The organism is Sporomusa rhizae (genome assembly GCF_041428845.1).
Taxonomy (GTDB): domain Bacteria; phylum Bacillota; class Negativicutes; order Sporomusales; family Sporomusaceae; genus Sporomusa; species Sporomusa rhizae.
The window spans coordinates 5280143-5303517 of the sequence record NZ_CP156925.1; the positions used below are offsets into that span (position 1 = coordinate 5280143).

18 protein-coding genes and 3 rRNA genes are annotated in these 23375 nt (G+C 43.5%); 9 read left to right on the forward strand and 12 right to left on the reverse strand.

Annotation, left to right across the window (positions count from 1 at the left end; genetic code table 11):
- Window positions 1-89 precede the first annotated feature (89 nt).
- Entirely contained in the window at window positions 90-1625 is a 1536-nt protein-coding gene (locus SRRS_RS24680) for a sigma-54 interaction domain-containing protein (RefSeq protein ID WP_371364107.1), read from the reverse strand.
- A 194-nt stretch (window positions 1626-1819) separates the two neighbouring features.
- On the opposite strand from SRRS_RS24680, the gene SRRS_RS24685 reads away from it, so the two are divergent.
- Complete coding sequence (locus tag SRRS_RS24685; RefSeq protein ID WP_371364109.1) at window positions 1820-2644, forward strand: 3-keto-5-aminohexanoate cleavage protein; 825 nt, start codon at window positions 1820-1822, stop codon at window positions 2642-2644.
- An 11-nt stretch (window positions 2645-2655) separates the two neighbouring features.
- Entirely contained in the window at window positions 2656-3603 is a 948-nt protein-coding gene (locus SRRS_RS24690; RefSeq protein ID WP_371364110.1) for a 3-hydroxyacyl-CoA dehydrogenase family protein, read from the forward strand.
- Between the two features lie 246 nt (window positions 3604-3849).
- On the opposite strand, the gene SRRS_RS24695 is transcribed toward SRRS_RS24690, so the two are convergent.
- The 4 genes from SRRS_RS24695 to SRRS_RS24710 all read right to left on the reverse strand — a co-directional run bounded on the left by SRRS_RS24695 (window position 3850) and on the right by SRRS_RS24710 (window position 8195).
- A complete protein-coding gene (locus SRRS_RS24695) occupies window positions 3850-5118 on the reverse strand; it encodes a dicarboxylate/amino acid:cation symporter (protein WP_371364112.1) in 1269 nt (422 codons plus the stop codon).
- Between the two features lie 147 nt (window positions 5119-5265).
- Window positions 5266-6126 carry a response regulator gene (locus SRRS_RS24700; protein WP_371364114.1) on the reverse strand — a complete coding sequence of 287 codons (861 nt, stop codon included), beginning with the start codon at window positions 6124-6126 and terminating at the stop codon, window positions 5266-5268.
- Between the two features lie 132 nt (window positions 6127-6258).
- Window positions 6259-7542 carry a sensor histidine kinase gene (locus SRRS_RS24705; RefSeq protein ID WP_371364115.1) on the reverse strand — a complete coding sequence of 428 codons (1284 nt, stop codon included), beginning with the start codon at window positions 7540-7542 and terminating at the stop codon, window positions 6259-6261.
- The gene (locus SRRS_RS24710) at window positions 7539-8195 is read right to left on the reverse strand and encodes a CoA pyrophosphatase (protein ID WP_371364117.1); all 657 of its coding nucleotides are present in this window, start codon (window positions 8193-8195) and stop codon (window positions 7539-7541) included. The genes SRRS_RS24705 and SRRS_RS24710 overlap by 4 nt, the downstream gene beginning before the upstream one ends.
- A gap of 614 nt (window positions 8196-8809) precedes the next feature.
- On the opposite strand from SRRS_RS24710, the gene SRRS_RS24715 reads away from it, so the two are divergent.
- The 3 genes from SRRS_RS24715 (at window position 8810) to SRRS_RS24725 (ending at window position 11527) form a co-directional block, all read left to right on the forward strand.
- Window positions 8810-9841 (forward strand): energy-coupling factor ABC transporter permease, encoded by a 1032-nt coding sequence (locus SRRS_RS24715; protein ID WP_371364119.1) that lies wholly within the window; start codon window positions 8810-8812, stop codon window positions 9839-9841.
- A 124-nt stretch (window positions 9842-9965) separates the two neighbouring features.
- A complete protein-coding gene (cbiQ, locus tag SRRS_RS24720; RefSeq protein WP_371364121.1) occupies window positions 9966-10772 on the forward strand; it encodes a cobalt ECF transporter T component CbiQ in 807 nt (268 codons plus the stop codon).
- 2 nt (window positions 10773-10774) lie between these two features.
- The gene (locus SRRS_RS24725; protein WP_371364123.1) at window positions 10775-11527 is read left to right on the forward strand and encodes an energy-coupling factor ABC transporter ATP-binding protein; all 753 of its coding nucleotides are present in this window, start codon (window positions 10775-10777) and stop codon (window positions 11525-11527) included.
- 1142 nt (window positions 11528-12669) lie between these two features.
- Here the strand turns inward: SRRS_RS24725 and SRRS_RS24730 are convergent.
- From SRRS_RS24730 to SRRS_RS24755, 6 genes are all read right to left on the reverse strand, one after another.
- Window positions 12670-15587: ribosomal RNA gene (locus tag SRRS_RS24730) — 23S ribosomal RNA — on the reverse strand.
- A 316-nt stretch (window positions 15588-15903) separates the two neighbouring features.
- Window positions 15904-16020 (reverse strand): 5S ribosomal RNA (gene rrf, locus SRRS_RS24735).
- A gap of 116 nt (window positions 16021-16136) precedes the next feature.
- Window positions 16137-17691: ribosomal RNA gene (locus tag SRRS_RS24740) — 16S ribosomal RNA — on the reverse strand.
- The 16S, 23S and 5S rRNA genes sit together here, the layout of an rRNA operon.
- A 392-nt stretch (window positions 17692-18083) precedes the next feature.
- The gene (locus tag SRRS_RS24745) at window positions 18084-19343 is read right to left on the reverse strand and encodes a L,D-transpeptidase family protein (RefSeq protein WP_371364125.1); all 1260 of its coding nucleotides are present in this window, start codon (window positions 19341-19343) and stop codon (window positions 18084-18086) included.
- Between the two features lie 147 nt (window positions 19344-19490).
- The gene (locus SRRS_RS24750) at window positions 19491-20132 is read right to left on the reverse strand and encodes a lactate utilization protein (RefSeq protein WP_371364127.1); all 642 of its coding nucleotides are present in this window, start codon (window positions 20130-20132) and stop codon (window positions 19491-19493) included.
- A gap of 50 nt (window positions 20133-20182) precedes the next feature.
- Complete coding sequence (locus SRRS_RS24755; protein WP_371364128.1) at window positions 20183-20707, reverse strand: hypothetical protein; 525 nt, start codon at window positions 20705-20707, stop codon at window positions 20183-20185.
- Window positions 20708-20968: 261 nt separating this feature from the next.
- On the opposite strand from SRRS_RS24755, the gene SRRS_RS24760 reads away from it, so the two are divergent.
- The 3 genes from SRRS_RS24760 to SRRS_RS24770 all read left to right on the forward strand — a co-directional run bounded on the left by SRRS_RS24760 (window position 20969) and on the right by SRRS_RS24770 (window position 21669).
- Window positions 20969-21139 (forward strand): hypothetical protein, encoded by a 171-nt coding sequence (locus SRRS_RS24760; RefSeq protein ID WP_371364130.1) that lies wholly within the window; start codon window positions 20969-20971, stop codon window positions 21137-21139.
- Between the two features lie 22 nt (window positions 21140-21161).
- Window positions 21162-21320, forward strand: a complete 159-nt coding sequence (locus tag SRRS_RS24765) for a hypothetical protein (RefSeq protein WP_371364132.1) — start codon at window positions 21162-21164, stop codon at window positions 21318-21320.
- 157 nt (window positions 21321-21477) lie between these two features.
- The gene (locus tag SRRS_RS24770) at window positions 21478-21669 is read left to right on the forward strand and encodes a hypothetical protein (RefSeq protein ID WP_371364134.1); all 192 of its coding nucleotides are present in this window, start codon (window positions 21478-21480) and stop codon (window positions 21667-21669) included.
- 82 nt (window positions 21670-21751) lie between these two features.
- Here the strand turns inward: SRRS_RS24770 and SRRS_RS24775 are convergent, their stop codons facing one another.
- Window positions 21752-22513 carry a ThiF family adenylyltransferase gene (locus tag SRRS_RS24775; protein WP_371364136.1) on the reverse strand — a complete coding sequence of 254 codons (762 nt, stop codon included), beginning with the start codon at window positions 22511-22513 and terminating at the stop codon, window positions 21752-21754.
- A gap of 611 nt (window positions 22514-23124) precedes the next feature.
- Here SRRS_RS24775 and SRRS_RS24780 point away from each other — a divergent pair.
- Entirely contained in the window at window positions 23125-23313 is a 189-nt protein-coding gene (locus SRRS_RS24780) for a YjfB family protein (protein WP_371364138.1), read from the forward strand.
- Window positions 23314-23375: the final 62 nt, after the last annotated feature.

The window sequence follows — 23375 nt, forward strand, 5'->3', positions numbered from 1 at the left end:
TTTGGCCGATGAAAAAAATCATCAAAATAAAATGGTAATATTCCAGAAAGTTATACAAACATTAAACATTTAAAAGATGAAAAAACGCATCAGGCTTGATGCGTTTTTTCATCTTTTAAAACAATCCCTAATCTCTTAGCTTTTTTAACAATAGTTGATTGGTCTACCATTAAAACTTTGGCTGCTTTTCTGGTACTACCATATAGAGCCAAAGCTTCTTCAATTGCCTTCTTTTCTACAGTATTTACAATATCTTTAAGTCCGGCTTTTTCCAAACTAGGCTGTGCTAAATAGGATGGATTTAGGTTTAGAAGCGCTCCTAATTGCTCATTACTTACATTACCCTTTTGTTCTGCAATAATAACAAGCCGTTCAATGATATTCTGTAGTTCACGTATATTCCCTGGCCAAAGGTATTTATGCAGCATTTCAAACCCAGGTATATCTATAATTGTATTCCTCGCATATTTCGTATTATATATATCAAGAAAATGCTTAGCTAGCGGCTCAATATCTTCAATACGGGATCTTAATGGCGGAATATGTATCGGAAAGACATTTAATCGATAGTACAAGTCCTCACGGAACCGTCCTTGCTTTACTAAATTCTTCAAATCACAGTTTGTTGACGACAATATTCTTACGTCAAGCGCAATTGGCTTAGTTCCACCAACACGGGTTACTTCTTTGTGTTGAATCACCCGAAGCAGTTTTGATTGCAATTCTAAGGGCATGTCACCGATTTCGTCCAGCAAAATTGTTCCTTTATCAGCTAATTCAAACAAACCCATTTTTCCTGAACTGGTAGCTCCGGTAAAGGCTCCTTTCGCATAGCCAAAAAGCTCTGCTTCGAGCAAGTTTAAAGGAATTGCGGCGCAATTAACCTTAATATATGGTCTCTTTTTTCTATTACTGTTTAAGTATATTTCATTAGCTACGACTTCTTTACCCGAGCCGGTTTCTCCTGTAATCAACACTGTGACATCAAGATCGGCAACCTGCTGAATCTGCATCATAACCTTCTGAATTTCAATGCTAGATCCTATCAAAGTCTTCTTTAGTTGGGATTTTCTAAGGTGTTCTGCTTCCATGATACTTTTCGCCTTGTCCGTTTTCACTGCTTGTATCTTGCGCTGCGATGCTTCTAAATCGCTTTTCATTTTCAATAAATCGGTAATCTCCCTATCAATGGTAACTACTTTTTTGACGTTTCCCTCAGCATCAAAAACCGGGCTACCAGTAATAAGCATTTTAGTCCCATTACGCAAGCTTTCACCCATCGCATTAACTCGTTTTTTACTTTTAATTACTTCCGGAGTTACTGCGTTAAGATAGACACCCTTCGCTACCAAATCATCTACATACTGGCCTACTACCTCTTCAGGCCGTATACCAGTAATTCTAGTATATGCTTTGTTAACATATAGAGTCTTCCCCTCACCGTCGGTTATATATATTCCATCATATAAATGATCACCAATATCACGAAAGTCAGCAAGGTCGTCCATCACCTTTAGCAATCCCTTCACCGTTTCCTGGCAAGTTATAGAGTCCCAGCTGCTTTTCTCTATTTTGCTTATAATTTCTTTTATAATAACCTCGCTGCTTTCCAATGAATTAATCATTATATCCCCCCTTTTATTGGCCCAACTAGTTCTTATCCCATAAGAATACCGGACCTTTTCCGAAATGTAAACAATCGTACTTAATTTCGCCTTTCAGCGTTTTGGCATAAATATTGCATAATCATAAAAATGAGCCTAAAACATCCCACAACGCAATAACCAAAATTAATTTAATTTATTTTGAGGTGAATTTTATGTCAAAAACAATTATTACGGTCGCAACAACGGGAGCATTTCCTACTAAGGAACACAACCCAAACATTCCTTTAACTCCCAAAGAAATCGCGAATGATGTTTACGAATGTTGGCAGGCGGGTGCATCCGTGGCGCACTTGCACATGCGTGACGAAAATGGCAGAGGTACCATGTCCAAAGAAAAATTTAAGGAAACAGTAGAGCTTATCAGAAGCAAATGTGATATTGTACTCAATCTTACCACCTCGGGTGACCTTTATGCGACTGACGAAACCAGAATGGCTCATATTATCGAACTAAAACCGGAGCTAGCTTCTTACGACTGTGGCTCAATGAACTGGATGCATAATAGCTTATTCCTAAATCCACCGCAATTCCTTGAGAAACTTGGAAAAACAATGATCGAAAACAGTGTGAAGCCCGAGATAGAAATTTTCGATGCCGGTATGATTTATAATTCTCTTTACTATATAAAAAAAGGCATAATCGCCCAGCCCGCCCATTATCAGTTTGTATTGGGTGCCGCCGGCGGCACAGCTGCCACAGTCGAAAACCTAGTATATCTTAAAAACTTGTTACCTCAAGGGTCAACCTGGTCAGCATTCGGAATCGGCCAGGGCCATCTGCCTATTATGTTTGCGTCGATTGCACTTGGAGGCCACGTTCGTGTCGGAATGGAGGACAATGTATTTTATGCCAAAGGTCAACTGGCAAAATCAAACGCTCAGTTTGTAGAACGCGCCACAAGAGTCATCAAAGAAGCGAATAGCACAGCAGCAACACCTGATGAAGCAAGAGAGATCCTTGGATTAAAAAAGAATTAGTAGGTGAAAAAATGATTAATAAAATCGGAGTTATTGGCGCGGGCACAATGGGACACGGCATTGCCTTATCTTTTGCCTTATATGGCTATGAGGTAACAATGTATGATGCTTATGAAAATCAGTTAACTAAAGCTATGGCCGAAATTAGTGATGAGCTGTCCCTGTTAGCTGAAGAGGATTTTATCAAACCAGAAGCGATCAACGCCACTCTTAATCGCATAAAAGTTTGCACTGATCTTAACCAAGCTGTTGAAGATAGAGATTATGTTATCGAAGCCGCCCCGGAAAAAATAGAACTTAAGCAACAGTTATTTGAACAATTAGACAAGCTTTGTCCTTCACATACGATTCTCGCCAGTAACACATCAAGTCTAAAACTAGACGAAATGATGACTTTGCTGCCACCAGAACGAAAGGAAAAGATGATTGTTAACCATTGGTATAATCCCGCCCATCTAATGCCAATTGTTGAACTTTCCTGCTTTGGCAATATGCCGCAAAACCTGTACAAAGAGGTAGAGAGCCTATTTGTATCAATAAAAAAGCAAACAGTTAAGATTTTAAAAGACATTCCCGGTCTTGTCGCTAACAGAATTCAGCAAGGCGTTGCGCGAGAAGTATTTTCGTTAATTGAAATGGGTGTCGCCGAGCCAGCCGACATAGACAAAGCACTCAAATTCGGCCCGGCTTTCCGCTATGCAACAACAGGTCAATTAGAAGTAGCCGATTTCGGCGGACTGGATATCTGGTGTGTTGTCGGTGATAATTTATTAAAAGAAATGGATAACCGGTTAGATGCAAATGACCTTCTCAAACAAAAAGTAGCGGAAGGCAAACTAGGGATTAAGACTGGCGAAGGATTCTATAAGTATGTTGAATCTGAAGTGCCCAATATCAAGAAGAAATTTGCAAAAAAATTGATTCATCAATTAAAAGCTTCAGAATACTATACAAAATAAGTAATAAAAAGAACGATTATACTCGTTACTGCGGCTTGGAGAAAGTACAGCACTACTTCGTGCTTCTTTTGCGTGTATGAATTTAAAGAAATTTGCAATGGGGAAGAAAAAGCTTTTTCCCTCTTACTATCGGAGTTCACAAAATCTTAAATATACACAAAAAACCCGCTTCCAAGCCTCTCTCTCGGCTTGAAGCGGGTTTTGTCTACATTCGAAGGTTGCCTTGCGGCAGCTCTTTTTTTACAATTAGTCGTCGTAGCTTTGTGAATAAGCCACTTGAAGTACTTCGTCAGGCAATTCTTTTTCCCAGCGAGCAACAACAACGGCAGCAATACAGTTACCAGTGAGGTTACAAGCGGTACGAGCCATGTCAAGAATACGGTCAACACCAAGGATGATACCGACACCTTCAACAGGCAGACCGAAGGCAGCAAGAGTACCGGCGATAACGATGAGTGAAGCACCAGGTACGGCAGCAATTCCTTTAGTAGATAACATCAAGGTAATTAACATGAGCAATTGTTGTGAATAGTCAAATGGAATACCGTATACTTGGGCAATGAACACAACAGCCAGAGCACTGTACAGTGTGGAACCGTCCAAGTTAAAAGTATAACCGGTAGGTAATACGAAAGTAACAATATGTTTAGGCACACCGAATTTTTCAAGTTTTTCCATAGCAAGCGGCAAAGCGGCTTCACTGGAAGCTGTCGAGAAACCGATAAGCATTGGCTCTTTAATAGCGCGAATCAGGTGGAAGAAGTTTACACGCAGAGCCAGTGTAGCACCGGTTACAATCACTGTGAGGAACAGAATCAATGCAAAATATAAGGAACCAATTAATTTAGCCAGCGGCAACAGCATTCCCAGACCGAATTTACCAACAGTAAAGGCAATCAGAGCAAATACGCCGATAGGAGCCAGCTTCATTACATAGTAGGTAAACTTGAACATGATTTCAGCAACGCTGATGCAAAGATCAACAACTGGTCTGCCTTTTGCTTCCATAGCAGCAGCGGCTACACCGAAGAAAGTTGAGAATACGATGATTTGAAGCATATCACCGCGAACCATTGCATCAACAAAGTTGGTAGGAACAAGGTTAACCATCATTTGGGTCATGTCGATAGTTTTCTTAGCAGCGGCAGCAGCATCGGCTGCAGAACCGGCAGTAACGTTAACACCAACACCAGGCTGGAACACGTTAACTACAAAGAGACCGACAAACAACGCAATGGTTGTTGCAACTTCGAACCAGAGGATGGATTTAACACCTAAGCGACCAAGTTTTTTGAAGTCACCAGTGCCGGCAATACCCATTACCAGGGAGCTTACTACCAACGGCACAACGATCATCTTAATCATACGGATGAACATGTCGCCGATCGGTTTCAGTTGTACGGCATAGTTAGGGAAGGCATAGCCAAAAATAACACCAAGGATAAGACCAATAAAAATTTGAGTTGTTAGGCCCATGCCTTTTTTGGGCTTCTCAGTTTTTTGTTCATGAGACATTGAGCAGGTTACCTCCTTTGTATTTTTAATTGTAGCTATCTTTCAGAATTTAGTGTAAATGTCCCTCTATAAAAAACTACAAAAACAGACACAAAGTTTCACCCTGTATGTCCCAGTATACAAAACTTACCGGATTTGTGATTGCTGCTATTCAGCAACTAAGAAGAGTAACCCTTCAATAAACTTTTTGATATTAATTTTGCCGCGATAAGAACCCTTGCCTTGGATATAATTCATTTCCTGCCTAATTTCCTTAAAGTCAAACAATGCGCCGCTGTAGGTTTCAAATTTGTCATTATGATAGTCCTCAATCCCCATATTGGCTACATTTTGCATTGCCTTGGCAATAGCTCGCCGCACCCTTTGCTCAATGGTTTTTACATCCTGTCCGATAGAAACCGACAGTTCCTGATACAATTCATGCAGTTGATAGGCCTTGTCACTTCCTCCCGTCAGACGAACATCAATTAATTGCGCTAATTGATGTATATTCTTAGCCCCGGCCTCACCAATAATACCTAGTTCAGAAAAAATTCTGTTTATCCGGTTCTTTTTTGTATTTTCATCAAGCTCCCCCACGCGCGGTGTCGGACTGACGTACCTCGCTGTTGTCTGAGAAATCAAGGACATGACTTGCCGCAGCCGGCGGCTTTCTTCCACCTTACGAATGACTGATACAATCTCCAATACATTAATTGGTTTATGTATGTAAAAATCAATTCCGGCATGATATGCCTTGGTTATCATTGGCTGACTGGTACTTTCAGAGATCATAATGAAAGACGCCTCTACACCTTTTTCTTTAAGCTTTTTGATTAGTTCAACGCCATCTTGCCCTGGCAGTAACAAATCGACTAAAGCTACATCTGGTGCATACTCGTTAATAATTTCCTCGGCATTAAGGCCATCCCCGCATTCAGCAACAACTGCTCCTAGGTTATACTTTTCAATAATATTGCTGACAATTTTTCGGACACTTACGTCATCTTCGATAATAACAAATCGCACTGTTTCTGCCTCCCGTAGAGTAGACTTAGCTTCAATTGGGGGCTAACCCATCTGAAGGTTAGTCGCACAAATTCCGTAACTTATCTGTTCTCGACTCCATTTGTGAAACCAAAGTCTTGGAGCAGCTATGGATCAAACGATCCGGTTGGGATGAGGACCTGTCCCATTTACAACTAAGTTAGCCAGCGGTATTGTAACTGTAAATACTGTTTTCCCTGGCCTGGAAGCTACGTCTATTTGGCCGCCCAACGATTCGGTCAGGTTTTTGACATGGCTGAGTCCCAGGCCGGTCGACATTTGTCCTGTTACCTCAGAGAATTTAGTAGAATAACCGGGAGCAAAAATCAATTCCATTTCTTCCGGGCTGATGCCCGGGCCATTATCAAACACGGCAAGTGTCAGCTTCCCCCTGCCACACAGCCCGCTTACAACAATAATTCCTGACGGTTCAACAGCTTCAACGGCATTGATAATCAAATTATTCAGGATAGACACAATAGCATAATATTTATCAGTAACCAAAGTACCATCGTAGTCGAAGGTAATGGTAACCGGCTTGTCCAAACCGTTGATATACCGCCTGGTATTTTGCTCGATAATTTGGAAGAACTCCGCTAACGGCAATCCTTCTTCGCTAACCGCAACCTTGAGAATTTCCTCAATGCCTCTGGTTACACGGTAATAGTCCTTCTTCACCTCATGAATATCGCGGGCAATCGCCAAGGCCCTCGCCGAGGGAGAATCAGCTTGCGCCAATTCTCCCGGGTTTGCGGTGTTAAGAGTTTGATATAGCGTATAGCCTTTTTCCATGACAGTTTCAATATCCGCAGATGATTTTTTCAAGTAAAACAGCTCCGCCCTAAGCTTTGCAATAATGAAAATAAGGTCCGCATACCGGGCGGCATGATCTTCAGCCAACACGAAATCGCGATAGCGTTTCAAAGAGTAATAGCCGACTACAGCGATTACAGCCCGTCCAACTCCTACAGCTACTACACTTGTCAATACAGTTTCCAGATTGCGTCCGATAAGTTCCCAGCGAATAATAAGTTCTACACAGTTACTGGCAATATCGCATATACTCAAAAGCAAAATTAGTGCCAGTATATTTCCTGTATAATCACGAACCCTTGCTAACCTAAACAGCAAACCGTACGCCAGATAATAACCAAATGATGGTAAGTTATGTATTAAAGTACTTACAAAGGTTTCATCAAAGGGATATTTAATAGCTACCCTAAACATAAGGATAAGCGCGCCGGCAGCAGCCGAAATACTAATGACTGGCAATCGTTGAAAGTATAAGAGCAGTGTGGCTAGAACAGCCACACTGAGCGTAAATCGGAAGTACCCATCAAAAGGATAGGTAAATACCAGTCCAGTTATGCTTACCAGTAAAATGACATGAGGTATCACACTCCAAAACCTCCCGCTAAGCGGTTCCTGCATATATCAAGAAAACTTGTCAGTACTCTGGCTGTAAGCCCCCAGATAACATATTGATTATACTGGTAAAAAAGCACCTGATATTCAGCCCGGCGCCGGTATCCCTGAGGGTAATCAGCAGGCAGCAGCTCATATGGAAATCCCTCAAGGGGCTTTGTTGCTACTTCCATGGAAGCAATTTCTGGTTTCGTGGTAAGTAAAAAATCAAGCGGTACCGCAAATACATCAGCAACCTCATCCTCATTTGGGGTAAAAGGAAGTTGCTCAGAAATGTGAACTGCATACGGGTACATAATAACGCCAATAGGACTAACCAAATAATCCATTTCCCCAAGAACTTCAATATTTTCTTGAGACACACCGAGTTCTTCAACAGTTTCCCGTAAAGCAGCCTGCAAAGGGCTACTATCATAGCTCTCAATGCGGCCACCGGGAAAACAAATTTCTCCCGGCTGCCATTGTAATTTGCTGGAACGGACTTCAAATAAAATTGCCGGCTTCCCATCCATATCTATTAGCGGTACGGTTACGGCCGATTGCAAAAAATCTTCGGCATTGGTAATCTTGCCTGACTGACCGCATAGAACTCCGGCCAAGGCAGTTCGCAATTTATGGGTATCCATCGTTTCACCTCTACTTAGCGGCTATATGCCATACCGTAATTATAGCAAGCCCAAAATTTGTCCCGCAACAACAGTTAAAGTTCAATTATTCCCTCAAGTCCGGGTAATGATTTCGAGCTTGAACATAGTAATGACGTCAGGGTCAACCGTACTATTTCAGCGTCGAACGACGCATTCTATCCATACTATATAACATAATCTTTTTAAATCCACTCCATAATATTCTGTCCGATATGATAAAAACCTGCTTTTCCATAAATTCAGTTAAATTTCTGAAAAAAGATTCTGTTAGGCAGCAGGAATAAAAATTTCTATGAAGAATATTACTACGCAGATGAAAATATTCACAATATAGGCATCATGAAGAGGCCTTCGTTCAGAAGAACCCGTGGAATTATATTTTCATTAAGCTGTATATCGTTGAAACAAGGCTACGAAAGTCTATTCCCAGCAGCAGTGCATGGGGTTCTTTTGTAGTCTTTTTTTGTCGGTAACGAAGTTCTTCTGAACTCGGAAATCAAAACCTACCCTGGATAAATCAGACTTTGCTTCAGATGGGTTTTTAACCCAACTGAAGGTTAATCGTCGGACAAATTATTAGGAGTGATTGAATCATGCATATGGCAGACGCATTAATTTCCCCGGCCGTTGGCGGGGCTATGTGGGCGGTAACCGCTGGCTTGGCTACTTACGCCGCAAAAAAAGTTCAACACGATATTGATGATCGCAAAATTCCCTTAATGGGCGTACTGGGAGCTTTTGTTTTCGCGGCTCAAATGATTAATTTTTCCATTCCAGGTACAGGATCAAGCGGCCACTTAGGTGGAGGGTTGCTGCTAACACTCTTATTAGGTCCACATGCCGCCCTTTTAACAATAGCCTCAATCCTAACAATACAATCCTTGTTTTTCGCCGATGGCGGCCTGCTGGCATTGGGTTGCAATATCTTTAACATGGGATTCTTCCCCTGTTTTATCGCTTACCCATTAATCTATAAACCTCTTGCCGGCAATAATCCTTCTCAAGGCCGCCTTTTTTTCGCTTCGTTAGTAGCGGCAATCATTGGCCTGCAAATGGGTGCCTTTGGCGTCGTTTTGGAAACACTCTTATCCGGAATATCTGAACTGCCTTTTGCTGCTTTTGTTCTTTTAATGCAGCCTATTCACTTGGCTATCGGCATTGTTGAAGGTCTCGTTACCGCAGCAGTAGTTCTCTTTATTCTAAAAGAATCTCCCGAAATTTTAAAACGTTCCGCAAGCGGTAAGCCTTTTGGTAATATTCCTATTAAACCGGTTTTGGTAGTACTTTTGATTGCAACTGTTATTACCGGCGGAGCTTTATCCTGGTTTGCTTCAAGTGATCCTGACGGACTGGAATGGTCAATTGTCAACGTAACAGGCAAAGGAGAGTTAGAAGCTCCGGAAGGAATTCACGGCATACTCGCCGAATTACAGGAAAAAATCGCATTCTTACCTGACTATAACTTTAAACAAAGCGAAAAGCCCGCTGCAACAGAACCTAAAGAAGAAGCTGCCTCCTGGCCTTCGGTTGATACCGGAACCTCTTTTGCCGGTATCGTCGGTTCAGCCTTAACATTAGTTTTGGCCTATACGATCGGCAAAGGCCTGCGGCGGTTGGCAAAATAGTAATAGTTTGAGGGCGGAAGACGGTTTACCGATTCCGCCCTTTATTTCATTCCAATGACTACCTTTCGATTAATTTAAAATCTGATCTGCAGCAAAGTCTACTTTATCGGAAAGCAGGTGGCAAATGCTAAAAATTGAAGCCAATTGGATAGATTTACGTTATCTTGACACTCTCGCCACCAAACAAACGGTAATTCATCGCCTGAATCCCCGGGTTAAGTTATTAGTGGTTTTGGCGTTTATTATTGCCGTTACTTCCTTCCCCAAATACGAAATTACCGCCCTGTTACCATTTTTCATTTTCCCGGCTGCCTTACTCTCTTTGGGTAATCTGCCGGCGGCCCCAATATTAAAACGATTACTGCTAGTATCGCCGTTTGTCGTTTTTGTAGGAATCTTCAATCCGATATTTGATCATACGCCAGTTGCTAAAATTGGTTCCTGGATACTGACAGGCGGCTGGATCTCCTTTCTCTCAATTACTCTTCGTTTATGTTTAACAGTATCCACAGCCTTGATTCTAATGGCAACAACCGGAATAGATGCTTTGGGTTCAGCCCTGCTGCGTATCGGTGTCCCCAAAATCTTTGTTGTGCAATTAATGTTCATGTACCGGTATCTATATGTGTTACTGGAAGAATTCGTGCGCAGCATTCAAGCGTATAGTTTGCGTTCGTTCCATGGAGAAGGTGTTCGTTTCCGGGCCTGGGGATCACTACTCGGTCAGCTGCTTATCCGATCAATTGACCGGGCCAACCGTATCTATCAATCCATGATGTGCCGAGGTTTTGACGGTGAAGTTCGGCTTATGCGCACAAGCACGCTAACAACAACTGATATTTTTTACCTTATTTTCTGGATTGTTTTCTTCCTGTGTGCCCGTTTATTTAATCTTCCACAGCTTCTCGGAAAATTAATTCTGGGGGTCTAATAATGAGCCATCATATTGTTGAATTAAAAGAAGTAAAATTTACCTATCCCGACCAAACAGAAGCTTTGCGAGGTCTGTCTGTACGTATTACTCATGGCGAGTCTGTCGCCATTGTAGGAGCAAACGGTTCAGGAAAAACCACCTTACTATCCCATCTGATCGGAGTACTCTTTCCTACTGCAGGAACTATCAACATCGGTGGCTATCCAGTTACGAAGAAAACCTTGCCTCATATTAGGCGTTCAGTCGGTATGGTATTCCAAAATTCGGATGATCAGTTATTTATGCCTACGGTCTATGACGATGTGGCTTTCGGTCCTCTGAATTTGGGGCTCCCCCCCGAAGAAGTAGATGCCAGGGTAACAGCAGCCCTAACTACTGTTGGCGCATTGCACTTGAAGGACCGTACGCCCTATCGCCTGTCAGGCGGCCAGAAGCGAGCAGTCGCCATAGCCGCAGTACTGGCAATAGATCCCTGCATCCTGGTAATGGATGAGCCCACCGCCGCCCTTGACCCACTAGCAAGGCGCCAGCTTATTAGCCTCCTGAAAACCTTTGAACACACCAAAATTATTGCTACTCATGACCTTGATTTAGTCTTGGATCTCTGTGAACGCACAGTAGTTTTACACGCGGGTAAAGTGCTGGCCGATGGCCCAACACTAGATATCTTTAACAATGAAGAACTTCTGGCCCAAGCACATTTAGAAAAACCTTTCCGCATGCAAGGATGCCCGATTTGCAGCGCGCGGTAAAAAACAAAAAAAAATGAAAAGACCCCATCCTGCGACTCCGGTTATCCGGAACTCAGGATGGGGTCTTTTTACGAGTATACTTGACACGACCAACGGCAGACCCCGAATTCTTAGATTCATTCTGTCGACGATCGGCTATGTATACTTTATTCTTAAATATATTATATCATTCGTGTATACAAAAATCAATCTGAAATTTTTTAGGAATATACTGGATAAATACAAAATTTCCCACTACAAACATACTATCTATTTTAGCACTTAAATGTACACTATAATTGTTCATACGTGGCTTATACCAGAAATTACCTTCTTTTGCCCGGAAAATATGTGCAAACTTGCCTTTCTCTGTTTTTAGACCGAATCATACAAGAAAGATATAATTAGAGCATTGAGGCATTATTAAAGATAAATAGCAAATGAACCGAAACAAAAATGCTCCGGCTCATTGTAAGTAATGGATTAACTATATTGGGCTTAGCAAGTAATGCTGCTGTCTTCGTTACAGAAGAAGAACAGCAGTATTATTATGATGATAATAATACAAACGCTCGAATTACCGCGACCAAAACCCATATACATTTCCTCCTTCCACTTAACAATCTTGTGGGTTAGTTCAATGTATACTATGACGCAGGTATTCATTTAGTCACAGATTTAAGCAGAAAACCAAGCTATTAAGATTAAGAGTACTGTTGGTGTTAGTCCCGAACTCCCTAATTAATCCCCTGAATTCCAGGAATTCATTGCTTTTCATGATTTTAATTCCACAATATACAAAAATAACACCCCGCAAAGTAGAGGTGTCATATTCCCTAAAAAGCTTCACATAAGCAGCGAACCGGGTTATTAGGAGCACAGCAATAAGCAGAGAACCAAGTTATTAGGAGCGCCAGCGACGCTAGAACTTGTGTGAATCGCTTAGTTCCAAGTGGTAGCGCGGAACATCCTTATTAACCGTCCCCCCTAGAATACCACTCTTGCATAAGGTTCTATTATTCCTATATCAAAATTTTTCCGCATCTAACCAATAAGAATAAAAAACACCCACAAAAAGTGAGTGTCATGTTCCCTAAAAACTTCACAGAAGAAAGACTACGCATTAGATATATTCAATGTTTGCACTTCATGCAAACGAGGTTTAAGTCAAGTCCTCGGCCTATTAGTACCAGTCAGCTGAGTGGATTGCGCCACTTACACATCTGGCCTATCAACCTTGTCATCTACAAGGGGCCTTACTTCTTTCGAATGACAGACCTCATCTTAAGGCTGGTTTCACGCTTAGATGCTTTCAGCGTTTATCCTTTCCGGACGTAGCTACCCAGCTGTACTCCTGGCGGAATAACTGGTACACCATTGGTCCGTCCACTCCGGTCCTCTCGTACTAGGAGCAGTTCCCTTCAAGTCTCTTACGCCCGCGATGGATAGGGACCGAACTGTCTCACGACGTTCTGAACCCAGCTCACGTACCACTTTAATGGGCGAACAGCCCAACCCTTGGGACCTACTTCAGCCCCAGGATGTGATGAGCCGACATCGAGGTGCCAAACCTCCCCGTCGATATGGACTCTTGGGAGAGATTAGCCTGTTATCCCCAGGGTAGCTTTTATCCGTTGAGCGATGGCCCTTCCACTCGGTACCACCGGATCACTAAGCCCGACTTTCGTCCCTGCTCGTCTTGTCTGACTCGCAGTCAAGCTCCCTTCTGCCTTTACACTCTTCGCGCGATTTCCATCCGCGCTGAGGGAACCTTTGGGCGCCTCCGTTACTCTTTCGGAGGCGACCGCCCCAGTCAAACTGCCCGCCTGATACTGTCCCGAAGGTCGTTACTCTTTCGGTTAGAACTCCAGTAAATAAAGGGTGGTATCCCAACATCGACTCCAACAAGACTTGCGTCCTATCTTCTAAGTCTCCCACCTATCCTGTACATCATTTACCAAAACTCAATGTCAGGTTGCAGTAAAGCTCCATGGGGTCTTTCTGTCCAGTCGCGGGTAACCTGCATCTTCACAGGTATTTCAATTTCACCGGGTCCCTCGTTGAGACAGTGCCCAAGTCGTTACACCTTTCGTGCGGGTCGGAACTTACCCGACAAGGAATTTCGCTACCTTAGGACCGTTATAGTTACGGCCGCCGTTTACCGGGGCTTCAATTCAGAGCTTCGAGTTGCCTCTAACCCCTCCTCTTAACCTTCCGGCACCGGGCAGGTGTCAGCACCTATACGTCAGCTTTCGCTTTAGCAGGCACCTGTGTTTGTGGTAAACAGTCGCTTGGGCCTCTTTTTTGCAACTCATTCCCGCTTCGACCGATTTCAAGTCTACACGGTATACAAGCTCCCCTTTTCCCGAAGTTACGGGGACATTTTGCCGAGTTCCTTAACGAGGGTTCTCCCGCGCACCTTAGGATTCTCTCCCCGCCTACCTGTGTCGGTTTACGGTACGGGCACCTAATTTCTCACTAGAAGCTTTTCTTGACAGTGTGGGATTAATGAATTCGCCGTTATCTCTAACAGCTATCTGTTACTCCTCAGGTTCCAGCTTGGCGGATTTGCCTACCAAGCACCCTACAAGCTTCGACGCGAATTTCCATCCTCGCGCTCATCTACCCTGCTGTGTCACTCCATTGCTCAAACGATTTTAGGTGGTACTGGATTTTTAACCAGTTGTCCATCGCCTACGCATTTACGCCTCGGCTTAGGTCCCGACTTACTCTGAGCGGACGATCCTTCCTCAGAAATCCTTAGGCTTTCGGTGGACAAGATTCTCACTTGTCTTTTCGCTACTCATACCGGCATTCTCACTTCTTATCAGTCCACATGTCCTTACGGTCATGCTTCTACCCAATAAGAACGCTCCCCTACCCATGTCATAAGACATGCCATAGCTTCGGTTCCGTGCTTTAGCCCCGGACATCTTCGGCGCACAATCTCTCGACCAGTGAGCTATTACGCACTCTTTAAATGGTGGCTGCTTCTAAGCCAACATCCTGGTTGTTTCGGAAATTCCACATCCTTTGCCACTTAGCACGGCATTTGGGACCTTAGCTGATGGTCTGGGCTGTTTCCCTCTTGACTACGGATCTTATCACTCGCAGTCTGACTCCCAGGCTAAAGTATAGCCATTCGCAGTTTGACAAGGTTCAGTAACCAATATGGCCCCTAGCCCTATCAGAGCTCTACCGTCTATACTCATTACCTGAGGCTAGCCCTAAAGCTATTTCGGGGAGAACCAGCTATCTCCGCGTTCGATTGGCATTTCACCCCTATCCACATCTCATCCCAAAGCTTTTCAACGCTCACGGGTTCGGTCCTCCACGCATTTTTACCTGCGCTTCAACCTGGACATGGATAGATCACTGCGGTTTCGGGTCTACAATAACTAACTCTCGCCCTATTTAGACTCGCTTTCGCTTCGGCTCCGTGTTTTCCACTTAACCTCGCTAGTTACTGTAACTCGCCGGTTCATTCTTCAATAGGCACGCCGTCGACCACATAAGGGTCTTCGACTGCTTGTAGACATACGGTTTCAGGTTCTCTTTCACTCCCCTCCCGGGGTGCTTTTCACCTTTCCCTCACGGTACTATGCGCTATCGGTCGCCAAGGAGTATTTTGCCTTGGAGGGTGGTCCCCCCTGCTTCCCACAGGGTTCCTCGTGTCCCGTGGTACTCTGGATTCTGACCATTAGGCTCTGTCTTTCGCTTACAGGGCTTTTACCTTCTGCGGCCTACCTTTCCAGGTAGTTCGACTAGACCTGGCCTAACTTCTGTCAGTCCTCAACCCCAAAGAGCAAAGCTCTTTGGTTTGGGCTCTTCCCCGTTCGCTCGCCGCTACTTAGGGAATCTCGTTTGATTACTTTTCCTCCGGGTACTTAGATGTTTCAGTTCCCCGGGTGCCCTCCTAGCATAAGCTAGGTGACGGTGCATTACCACCGCCGGGTTCCCCCATTCGGACATTCATGGATCAATGTCTGCTTGCGACTCCCCATGACTTTTCGCAGCTTACCGCGTCCTTCTTCGGCTCTTGGCGCCTAGGCATCCACCGTATGCCCTTACTAACTTGACTTAATTACGGCAGTTTATTGCACGTCATCTGCGTCGTTGGTCCTCAAAGTGTTTGCTTACGTACTTACCAGTACGCGCGCGGCTCACTTCTCCGGTCCGCCTAGCAGCTAACGCACACTAAACAGCCTAAGCCGTTACATAGCTTACGTTTTGCCTTTAGTATCCTAATTGCGCGTAAAGAACTTCTCATATTTATATATGAGGCATTACTTTACTTTTGCTTTCTTCTGTGCAGTTTTCAAGGAACATCGGAACATCTATGTTATCAGATTTACTCGTGTATTTCAACAAGTAAGTTCTGGTAATTTTCGTTCCTAAACCAGCAACTTCCTAATCTCCCAGGCCGTTTCCAACCAAGTACCTTCGGCGTTTATGGGCTTAACTACTGTGTTCGGTATGGGAACAGGTGGAGCCCCACAGCTATCGTCACTAGATATTTTGTTTGAAGAAATTTGCATTCCCTCAAAACCAAACAATGTAAGGTTTGTGCATCTGCCTGATGTACCGACCTGGAAGTAGTTCAGTTGTTACACCGAACAGTTCTCCCTAGAAAGGAGGTGATCCAGCCGCACCTTCCGATACGGCTACCTTGTTACGACTTCACCCCAATCATCGGCCCCACCTTAGACGGCTGGCTCCTTGCGGTTACCCCACCGGCTTCGGGTGTTTCCAACTTTCGTGGTGTGACGGGCGGTGTGTACAAGGCCCGGGAACGTATTCACCGCAGTATGCTGACCTGCGATTACTAGCGATTCCGACTTCACGGAGGCGAGTTGCAGCCTCCGATCCGAACTGAGAGCTTGTTTATGCGTTTGGCTTACCTTCGCAGGCTTGCTTCGCTTTGTTTAAGCCCATTGTAGTACGTGTGTAGCCCAGGACATAAGGGGCATGATGACTTGACGTCATCCCCGCCTTCCTCCGCATTGTCTGCGGCAGTCTCCTTTGAGTTCCCGCCTTTACGCGCTGGCAACAAAGGATAAGGGTTGCGCTCGTTGCGGGACTTAACCCAACATCTCACGACACGAGCTGACGACAGCCATGCACCACCTGTTTTCGTGTCCCCGAAGGGAGGAACTTATCTCTAAGTTTTTCACTCAATGTCAAGCCCTGGTAAGGTTCTTCGCGTTGCGTCGAATTAAACCACATACTCCACCGCTTGTGCGGGCCCCCGTCAATTCCTTTGAGTTTCAACCTTGCGGCCGTACTCCCCAGGCGGGGTACTTATTGCGTTAACTCCGGCACAGGAGGGGTCGATACCTCCTACACCTAGTACCCATCGTTTACGGCTAGGACTACCGGGGTATCTAATCCCGTTCGCTCCCCTAGCTTTCGCGCCTCAGTGTCAGACACAGTCCAGAAAGTCGCCTTCGCCACTGGTGTTCCTCCCAATATCTACGCATTTCACCGCTACACTGGGAATTCCACTTTCCTCTCCTGCACTCAAGATCCCCAGTTTCCTGCGCCTATACGGGGTTGAGCCCCGCACTTAGACACACGACTTAAGAATCCACCTACACGCCCTTTACGCCCAATAATTCCGGACAACGCTTGCCACCTACGTATTACCGCGGCTGCTGGCACGTAGTTAGCCGTGGCTTCCTCCTTTGGTACCGTCATTACTTTAGATTATTTACCCAAAGCACGTTCGTCCCAAACGACAGAGTTTTACGATCCGAAAACCTTCTTCACTCACGCGGCGTTGCTCCGTCAGACTTTCGTCCATTGCGGAAGATTCCCCACTGCTGCCTCCCGTAGGAGTCTGGGCCGTGTCTCAGTCCCAGTGTGGCCGTTCATCCTCTCAGACCGGCTACTGATCGTCGCCTTGGTGAGCCGTTACCTCACCAACTAGCTAATCAGACGCAGACCCATCTCTAAACGATAGCTTACAAGTAGAGGCCATCTTTCTTATCTCGATCATGCGACCGAGATACCACATTCGGTATTAGCACCACTTTCGCGGTGTTGTCCCCATTTTAGAGGCAGGTTATCTACGCGTTACTCACCCGTTCGCCACTAAGTTGTTATTGCTAACAACTCCGTTCGACTTGCATGTGTTAGGCACGCCGCCAGCGTTCGTCCTGAGCCAGGATCAAACTCTCCATAAAAATTATATTTATGGAGCCTTGATGGCTCATAAAATTCATAAAAGAAATTGTTTTGTGTGCTCAATGAGCACCGCACATCTGGCTTTTTATGATGCATTACTTACATTGTTCAGTTTTCAGGGAACGACGCGCACGGATGCGCTAGTGTCACGGACGTACCATGGACGGTACGCTTTGTCCGGGATCGTTTTTGTTGTTACCGCGTTTTCAGCGGCGACAGTTATTTATGTTATCACGTTTGTTTCATCGTGTCAACATAATCTTTTTGGTATTTTTTGTTGCCTCAACGCTGGTTATTTTTCCCTCGCACCGAAGCGACTTGCTTATAGTACCATGCTTTTATACATTATGTCAATTACTTGTTTTCTTGTAATTAATTCCAGAACACTCTATTAAAGATACTCCTCTCCCGGGTCCATATACATGGAATAATCAATTGGATGTAACGGATAGGTCAAGTCAAGGGTTTGGGTTTGGTCATTCCAAATAGCTGACACATTAAATATCGCGCCAATATTTTTTACACTGATAAAGGGCTCTTCTCCCACAATCACAACCGGCGCAGGCTTACCATGTACAACTAGTTGTCCAGATGCAGGCTGCCATTTTACGCGCTCGCCAATGCTTCTAGCCACTGCTAAAGCCGACAAAGACAGTTCATCACCAACACGCTGGATATCGCCTGTTAATAGCTGACCGTCATATTTGGCCACTGGCAGCAATAATTCCAAGCAATTTTCATTTTCATTCCAAACTTCTTTCCCGCCAAACAAAGCAGGTAAACTTTCAACACTAACATAAACTGTATTCCCACGTTTAATAGCCGGAGCAATATGATTTTGACGGGATATAGTCTGACTGCTCTCGTCCCATTTAATAGACGCTTGCAAACTGTCTCCTAATACCATGACCGGCACATGCTTCTTTCCTTCCCACGACACAATACGTTCGGCCCGTGGCACACCATTAATTTTTAAATTATGTAACTGCGCAAATGTTACTTGCCTGTCAGGAACTTCATCAATCAATGACTGCAGCAAGGAATCGTCAGCCAATCCGTCCATTCCTGCTTCAGCTAGCACAGCCTTTACACTAGCCAGTGTTACACGCTGTCGTCCATATACATCGGGATAAATACCAATAGAAGCTTTACCATGACCATCTACCCGTACTTTAATTCGCTCATACTCAATAGTAACAGGCGTATCACACCCAACAAGTTCAAATAATTCTTCAACACTTTCTTCCTGCATACGCACACAGCCATTGGATACGGCGTACCCGATTGACCAAGGCGTATTTGTTCCGTGGATTCCGTACATAGAACCAATTCCCATCCAGCGATACCCTAACGGATTGTCTGGGCCAGAAGGAACTATGTAATCCTTACCTGGTGGATACCAGCAAGGATTAATATCTTTTTCAATAATAGAAAAGTCTCCTACCGGCGTAGGAGTAGACGGTTTTCCGATGGTAATAGGATACTCTTTAATAATTGTATTCTCTTTATATAATTCCAGGGTTCGACTTGGCAGATTAACAACAATGCGGGATGTATCTTCCTGTCCTGTTGCCTGCCCGGGAGCTACCAAAATCACTACAAGAAACCATAGGATAGACCAAAGAGCAACCTTACCTACTCGCCTACACATGCAGTCATCCCCTTATATGCCAAATGCCTAAGACAATAACATATATGATGACACAACTGTCAGTATGCGGGTTAAATCTTGGACAAGCAAAAAAAATTACGACAGCACTTTAAAGTGCTGTCGCATAAACTTAAGCCATACTAAATTTTAGAAGCCTAACTCTTCACCAATAATAATGACTTCAATTTCGGTACTAAATGGTTTTTTATGCAAGACTGTAGTAACGTTGCAAATGCGGGTAGGGCCTTGACAATCCATACATTCTCCAGTAACAGTACAAGGATTAGGACGATTCAAGCGCTTATTATTGATAGGAGCAGCAAATAATTCAATCCGTTCCATTGCTGATTCTATGTTTGTAACAACTTTATTAATTCCTGTAACGATTATAACCTTCTTAGGTCCAAAGATCATTGCGGCTACCCTGTTGCCAGCGCCATCCACATTAACAAGTTCACCCTTTAAAGTAAGTGCATTAGTGCCTGTTAAAAATACGTCACAAGTCATTTGTTTTCGCCGTAATTCCAATGATTCTTCCGGGGACAAACCGGGTTTGTTATGATTGAATACCGTATTACCGCGCTCTTCTAATAAAGTATCAATCCCAATTTCTTTGATTGTCCAGGAGCCGCCAATGCCAACTGTCGCATCACTAGAAATGAGCATAGCCAATTTGTCCAATGCTTCCTGTTTGGTTGCAACGTAACTGGCGGTAAAGTTGTTCTTTTGCAAAGCCTCCACTACTTTAGCGCCAATTGTTTGATTGTGCCAGCTTTTTAATTCATTCATGTAAAAATCCCCTTCCATTTTTTTAATGGTTAATTATAGCAACGCAAAAATTACTTTTCCACTTTCATGTGCGCTGCAGCCATTTCTATCATATCTTCAGATGTATACTGGTTATAAACCATATTTATGTGTTTTGCATAAGATAATCCGTTAAAGCTACCATTGGCTTGAACCGTTATTGCAGTATTCAGTTTATCGGCAAACTCCTGGGTAAACGTGATATTCCTTACGGCCCTGATGATACCGGCACCAGTCTCAGCAAGAGCAATCCTAAGAGTTCCGGCGTCAGCAGCTTCTTCTGGATACACCCGTGACTCTCGTGGCACGGTATGCCAAGAATATGGTGCATCATTCCATGTCCCTTTTCCGAACTTAAAAAGTAAAAAAATTATCGGACCGTCAATATATATACCCAACTCGACACCAGCATTTTGAATATTATCGACATCCTGATTACAAACCCTTTCTTTTACAATCAAAAGACCGTGACCATCACAATCCAACCGGTACAAAGTTTTTTCTTCAAGAGCGGCCTGTCCAGGTAGTAATTCCTGACCTACCTGCCCTATTTGCATGACCTTCCACCTCTTTTCTGTCAGTTTTTTCTTATTCTATTATACCATCGCTATTAATGATAAAGTAGCCTACGCTCTCTTACTTCCATTCAAAACTTTCAAGCCATTATGCTTTTTTACTATAAAACCCAAAGCATCAAATTTCTACAAAGCAGAATAAAAATTGGTATAAAAACTCGTAATAATTAACGCCATATTTTCAAAAAACTATAGCAGGCGCTAAAATTAGTGCTGAATTTAGCTCTTTCGGGAGGTGATTTTGTGCACCAGCGCAAAATCATGGGATGTAATAATTGTATTGAAAGCGGTTCCTGTGAGTTTTCCTCCGAATTTTGCCCTAAGGCAAGTCTTGACCTGCATCTGGAAAATGACTTAGCCACAGACCCCGTGCTTAAAAAGTATAGGGAATATTATCAGCGCTTAAACAACTAATTACCTGAGAGGAGGTGCCGCCGTGAAAACTACGATAAAATATGCTCACGGTAAAGGCTTCAGCAAAAACCTTTCTTCAATTACGGTTCTCTCTGAACCGCGCACGACTCAGCGGATACAGGCTAATATTAAAAAAGCTCGCGAAGCACATAGTAACGGAGAAGATCATCAGTTGTTTTAATATTAAATGGCAAGGGCGACGAACAGTTGCCCTTTTTTCCTGCACATTGGCCGGTTTCATGCGGAAAACCTGATTGCATTCCCATAAATATCCGTTTATAATTTATATATTCTTGTTATTGAATAAGAAACATACCTTGAGGAACGGAGGCTTAGTAATGGAACCAGCAAAAGATGAAGTGCATGAATTATTATCGGCTATTATTGCAGCTTTAAGTAATACCCTTTACGATTTATCTACCGATGCAGAAAGAGAAGGCAGCAAAGTTACTGCCAAGCGTCTAGAGTTTTCCCGCCAAAAAATTATGACTGCCTGGGAAACGTACAACAGCAAACGAGCTAATAAATAAAAGAAGCTTTATGGGGCACGTCTCCCATAAAGCTTCTTATTGTTTGTTCTTTACAATTCATTTTTTTCTAAACAGCAGGCGGTTATACCCTTTCAAATACAATATCCTTCACCACTTCACCCGCAATAATGAGGCCTGCGACTGACGGCACGAAGGCGATACTGCCGGGTGTCTGGCGGCGAGTCGAACACTTACGTGTTGTTCCGGGCGGACACACGCAATGCAAACTACAGCTTGAATTCTCAGTTTCCACAGGTTTAAGCGGTTCCTCTTTAGAGTAAACGACTTTAAGAGAATCAATCCCCCGTTTTCTCAGTTCCTGGCGCATAACCTTAGCCAGCGGACAAACTGAAGTGTTGAAAATGTCGGCCACCTCAAACTTTGTCGGGTCAAGCTTATTGCCGGCCCCCATTGAGGAGATGACCGGAATATTTTTCGCCTTAGCTTTACAAACAAGGTCTATTTTGGCGGTTACAGTATCAATCGCATCAACAATATAATCATAATCATTGGCAATAATCCCTTCAGACGTATCCGGCAAATAAAACGCCTGGAATATAGTTACTTCCGCTTTAGGGTTTATCTCGAGAATGCGATCACGCATAACTTCAACTTTGGGTCTGCCAATTGTCTTTCTGGTAGCATGTAATTGCCGATTTATATTGGTTAAACAAATACAATCGTCATCCACCAGCACAAATTTGCCAACACCAGAGCGCGCCAAACCTTCCACAACAAATGTTCCCACTCCGCCAATTCCGAACACAGCAACCTTGCTTTGTGCCAGTTTCCGCAGTCCCTCTGCGCCAATCAACAATTCTGTCCGGGAAAACTCATGCAACATTTTGTCACCCTTTATTCTACTTTAATACTTCCTTGACTAGTGTTTTGATTAGTTTAGCAAACTTCCCCAAACCAGTCAACTACCTCGCAGCTCGCTTATTTTCGGGAGACGCGTGGTTTGATTGTCTTACCGCATTTCGGACAGGTATGATTACCTTCCTGATCGACTTCCATTACGGCGCCACATTGAATATGCACCAGCATTCTGCCACCTCCTAAATTAATACCACAATAAACAGTATATGAGGCTAACCGAAAAATAGACTAAAATTTTTTTTGTTTTTTTAAAAAACACGGCTAACATTTCAGAAAGATTAACCACTACTTGAAATACATACAAATTTTGCTTGTTGTACGATATTTATAGGACAATCGTCCTCCTTGGTCGGACTCTTTATGTACAAAACATTGTAACATGTTGAGTTGTATTTGTAAAACAAATAATTATTTACACAGCAAACTATTCTCATATAAAGCTTAAAAACTAATTTGGAATCTTTATCTTTTGTATAGCTTTTTTCTAATTTATGGTTATAATTCCATTTATTTCATTGACTAAATATTCCTGATCGCAGTATAATTTGTGTATAATAACATAGGAGGCGAATCGTTATGGATATTGCCGCGCTTGCAACAACAGCCTCACAAGCCCGTGTTAATAATCAAGCCAGCATTCTTGTTATGAAAAAAGCTATGGATACAGCTTCCGATCAAAGCCAGGGATTACTTGCGCTTATGTCGACATCGGCTCCTAGCATTTCATTGCCACATCTTGGTAACAACATTGATATATCTGTTTAATTCAAAAGCCTCTGAGTTAACTCAGAGGCTTTTTTCCTAACGGTTAATTAATAAAAAAATAA

Excerpts from the sequence above, each read along its gene's own strand:
- SRRS_RS24680 (WP_371364107.1), bottom strand. The coding sequence starts at position 1,625 with ATGATTAATTCATTGGAAAGCAGCGAGGTTATTATAAAAGAAATTATA.
- SRRS_RS24685 (WP_371364109.1), top strand. The coding sequence starts at position 1,820 with ATGTCAAAAACAATTATTACGGTCGCAACAACGGGAGCATTTCCTACT.
- SRRS_RS24690 (WP_371364110.1), top strand. The coding sequence starts at position 2,656 with ATGATTAATAAAATCGGAGTTATTGGCGCGGGCACAATGGGACACGGC.
- SRRS_RS24695 (WP_371364112.1), bottom strand. The coding sequence starts at position 5,118 with ATGTCTCATGAACAAAAAACTGAGAAGCCCAAAAAAGGCATGGGCCTA.
- SRRS_RS24710 (WP_371364117.1), bottom strand. The coding sequence starts at position 8,195 with ATGGATACCCATAAATTGCGAACTGCCTTGGCCGGAGTTCTATGCGGT.
- SRRS_RS24715 (WP_371364119.1), top strand. The coding sequence starts at position 8,810 with ATGCATATGGCAGACGCATTAATTTCCCCGGCCGTTGGCGGGGCTATG.
- cbiQ (WP_371364121.1), top strand. The coding sequence starts at position 9,966 with ATGCTAAAAATTGAAGCCAATTGGATAGATTTACGTTATCTTGACACT.
- SRRS_RS24725 (WP_371364123.1), top strand. The coding sequence starts at position 10,775 with ATGAGCCATCATATTGTTGAATTAAAAGAAGTAAAATTTACCTATCCC.
- SRRS_RS24745 (WP_371364125.1), bottom strand. The coding sequence starts at position 19,343 with ATGTGTAGGCGAGTAGGTAAGGTTGCTCTTTGGTCTATCCTATGGTTT.
- SRRS_RS24750 (WP_371364127.1), bottom strand. The coding sequence starts at position 20,132 with ATGAATGAATTAAAAAGCTGGCACAATCAAACAATTGGCGCTAAAGTA.
- SRRS_RS24755 (WP_371364128.1), bottom strand. The coding sequence starts at position 20,707 with ATGCAAATAGGGCAGGTAGGTCAGGAATTACTACCTGGACAGGCCGCT.
- SRRS_RS24770 (WP_371364134.1), top strand. The coding sequence starts at position 21,478 with ATGGAACCAGCAAAAGATGAAGTGCATGAATTATTATCGGCTATTATT.
- SRRS_RS24775 (WP_371364136.1), bottom strand. The coding sequence starts at position 22,513 with ATGTTGCATGAGTTTTCCCGGACAGAATTGTTGATTGGCGCAGAGGGA.
- SRRS_RS24780 (WP_371364138.1), top strand. The coding sequence starts at position 23,125 with ATGGATATTGCCGCGCTTGCAACAACAGCCTCACAAGCCCGTGTTAAT.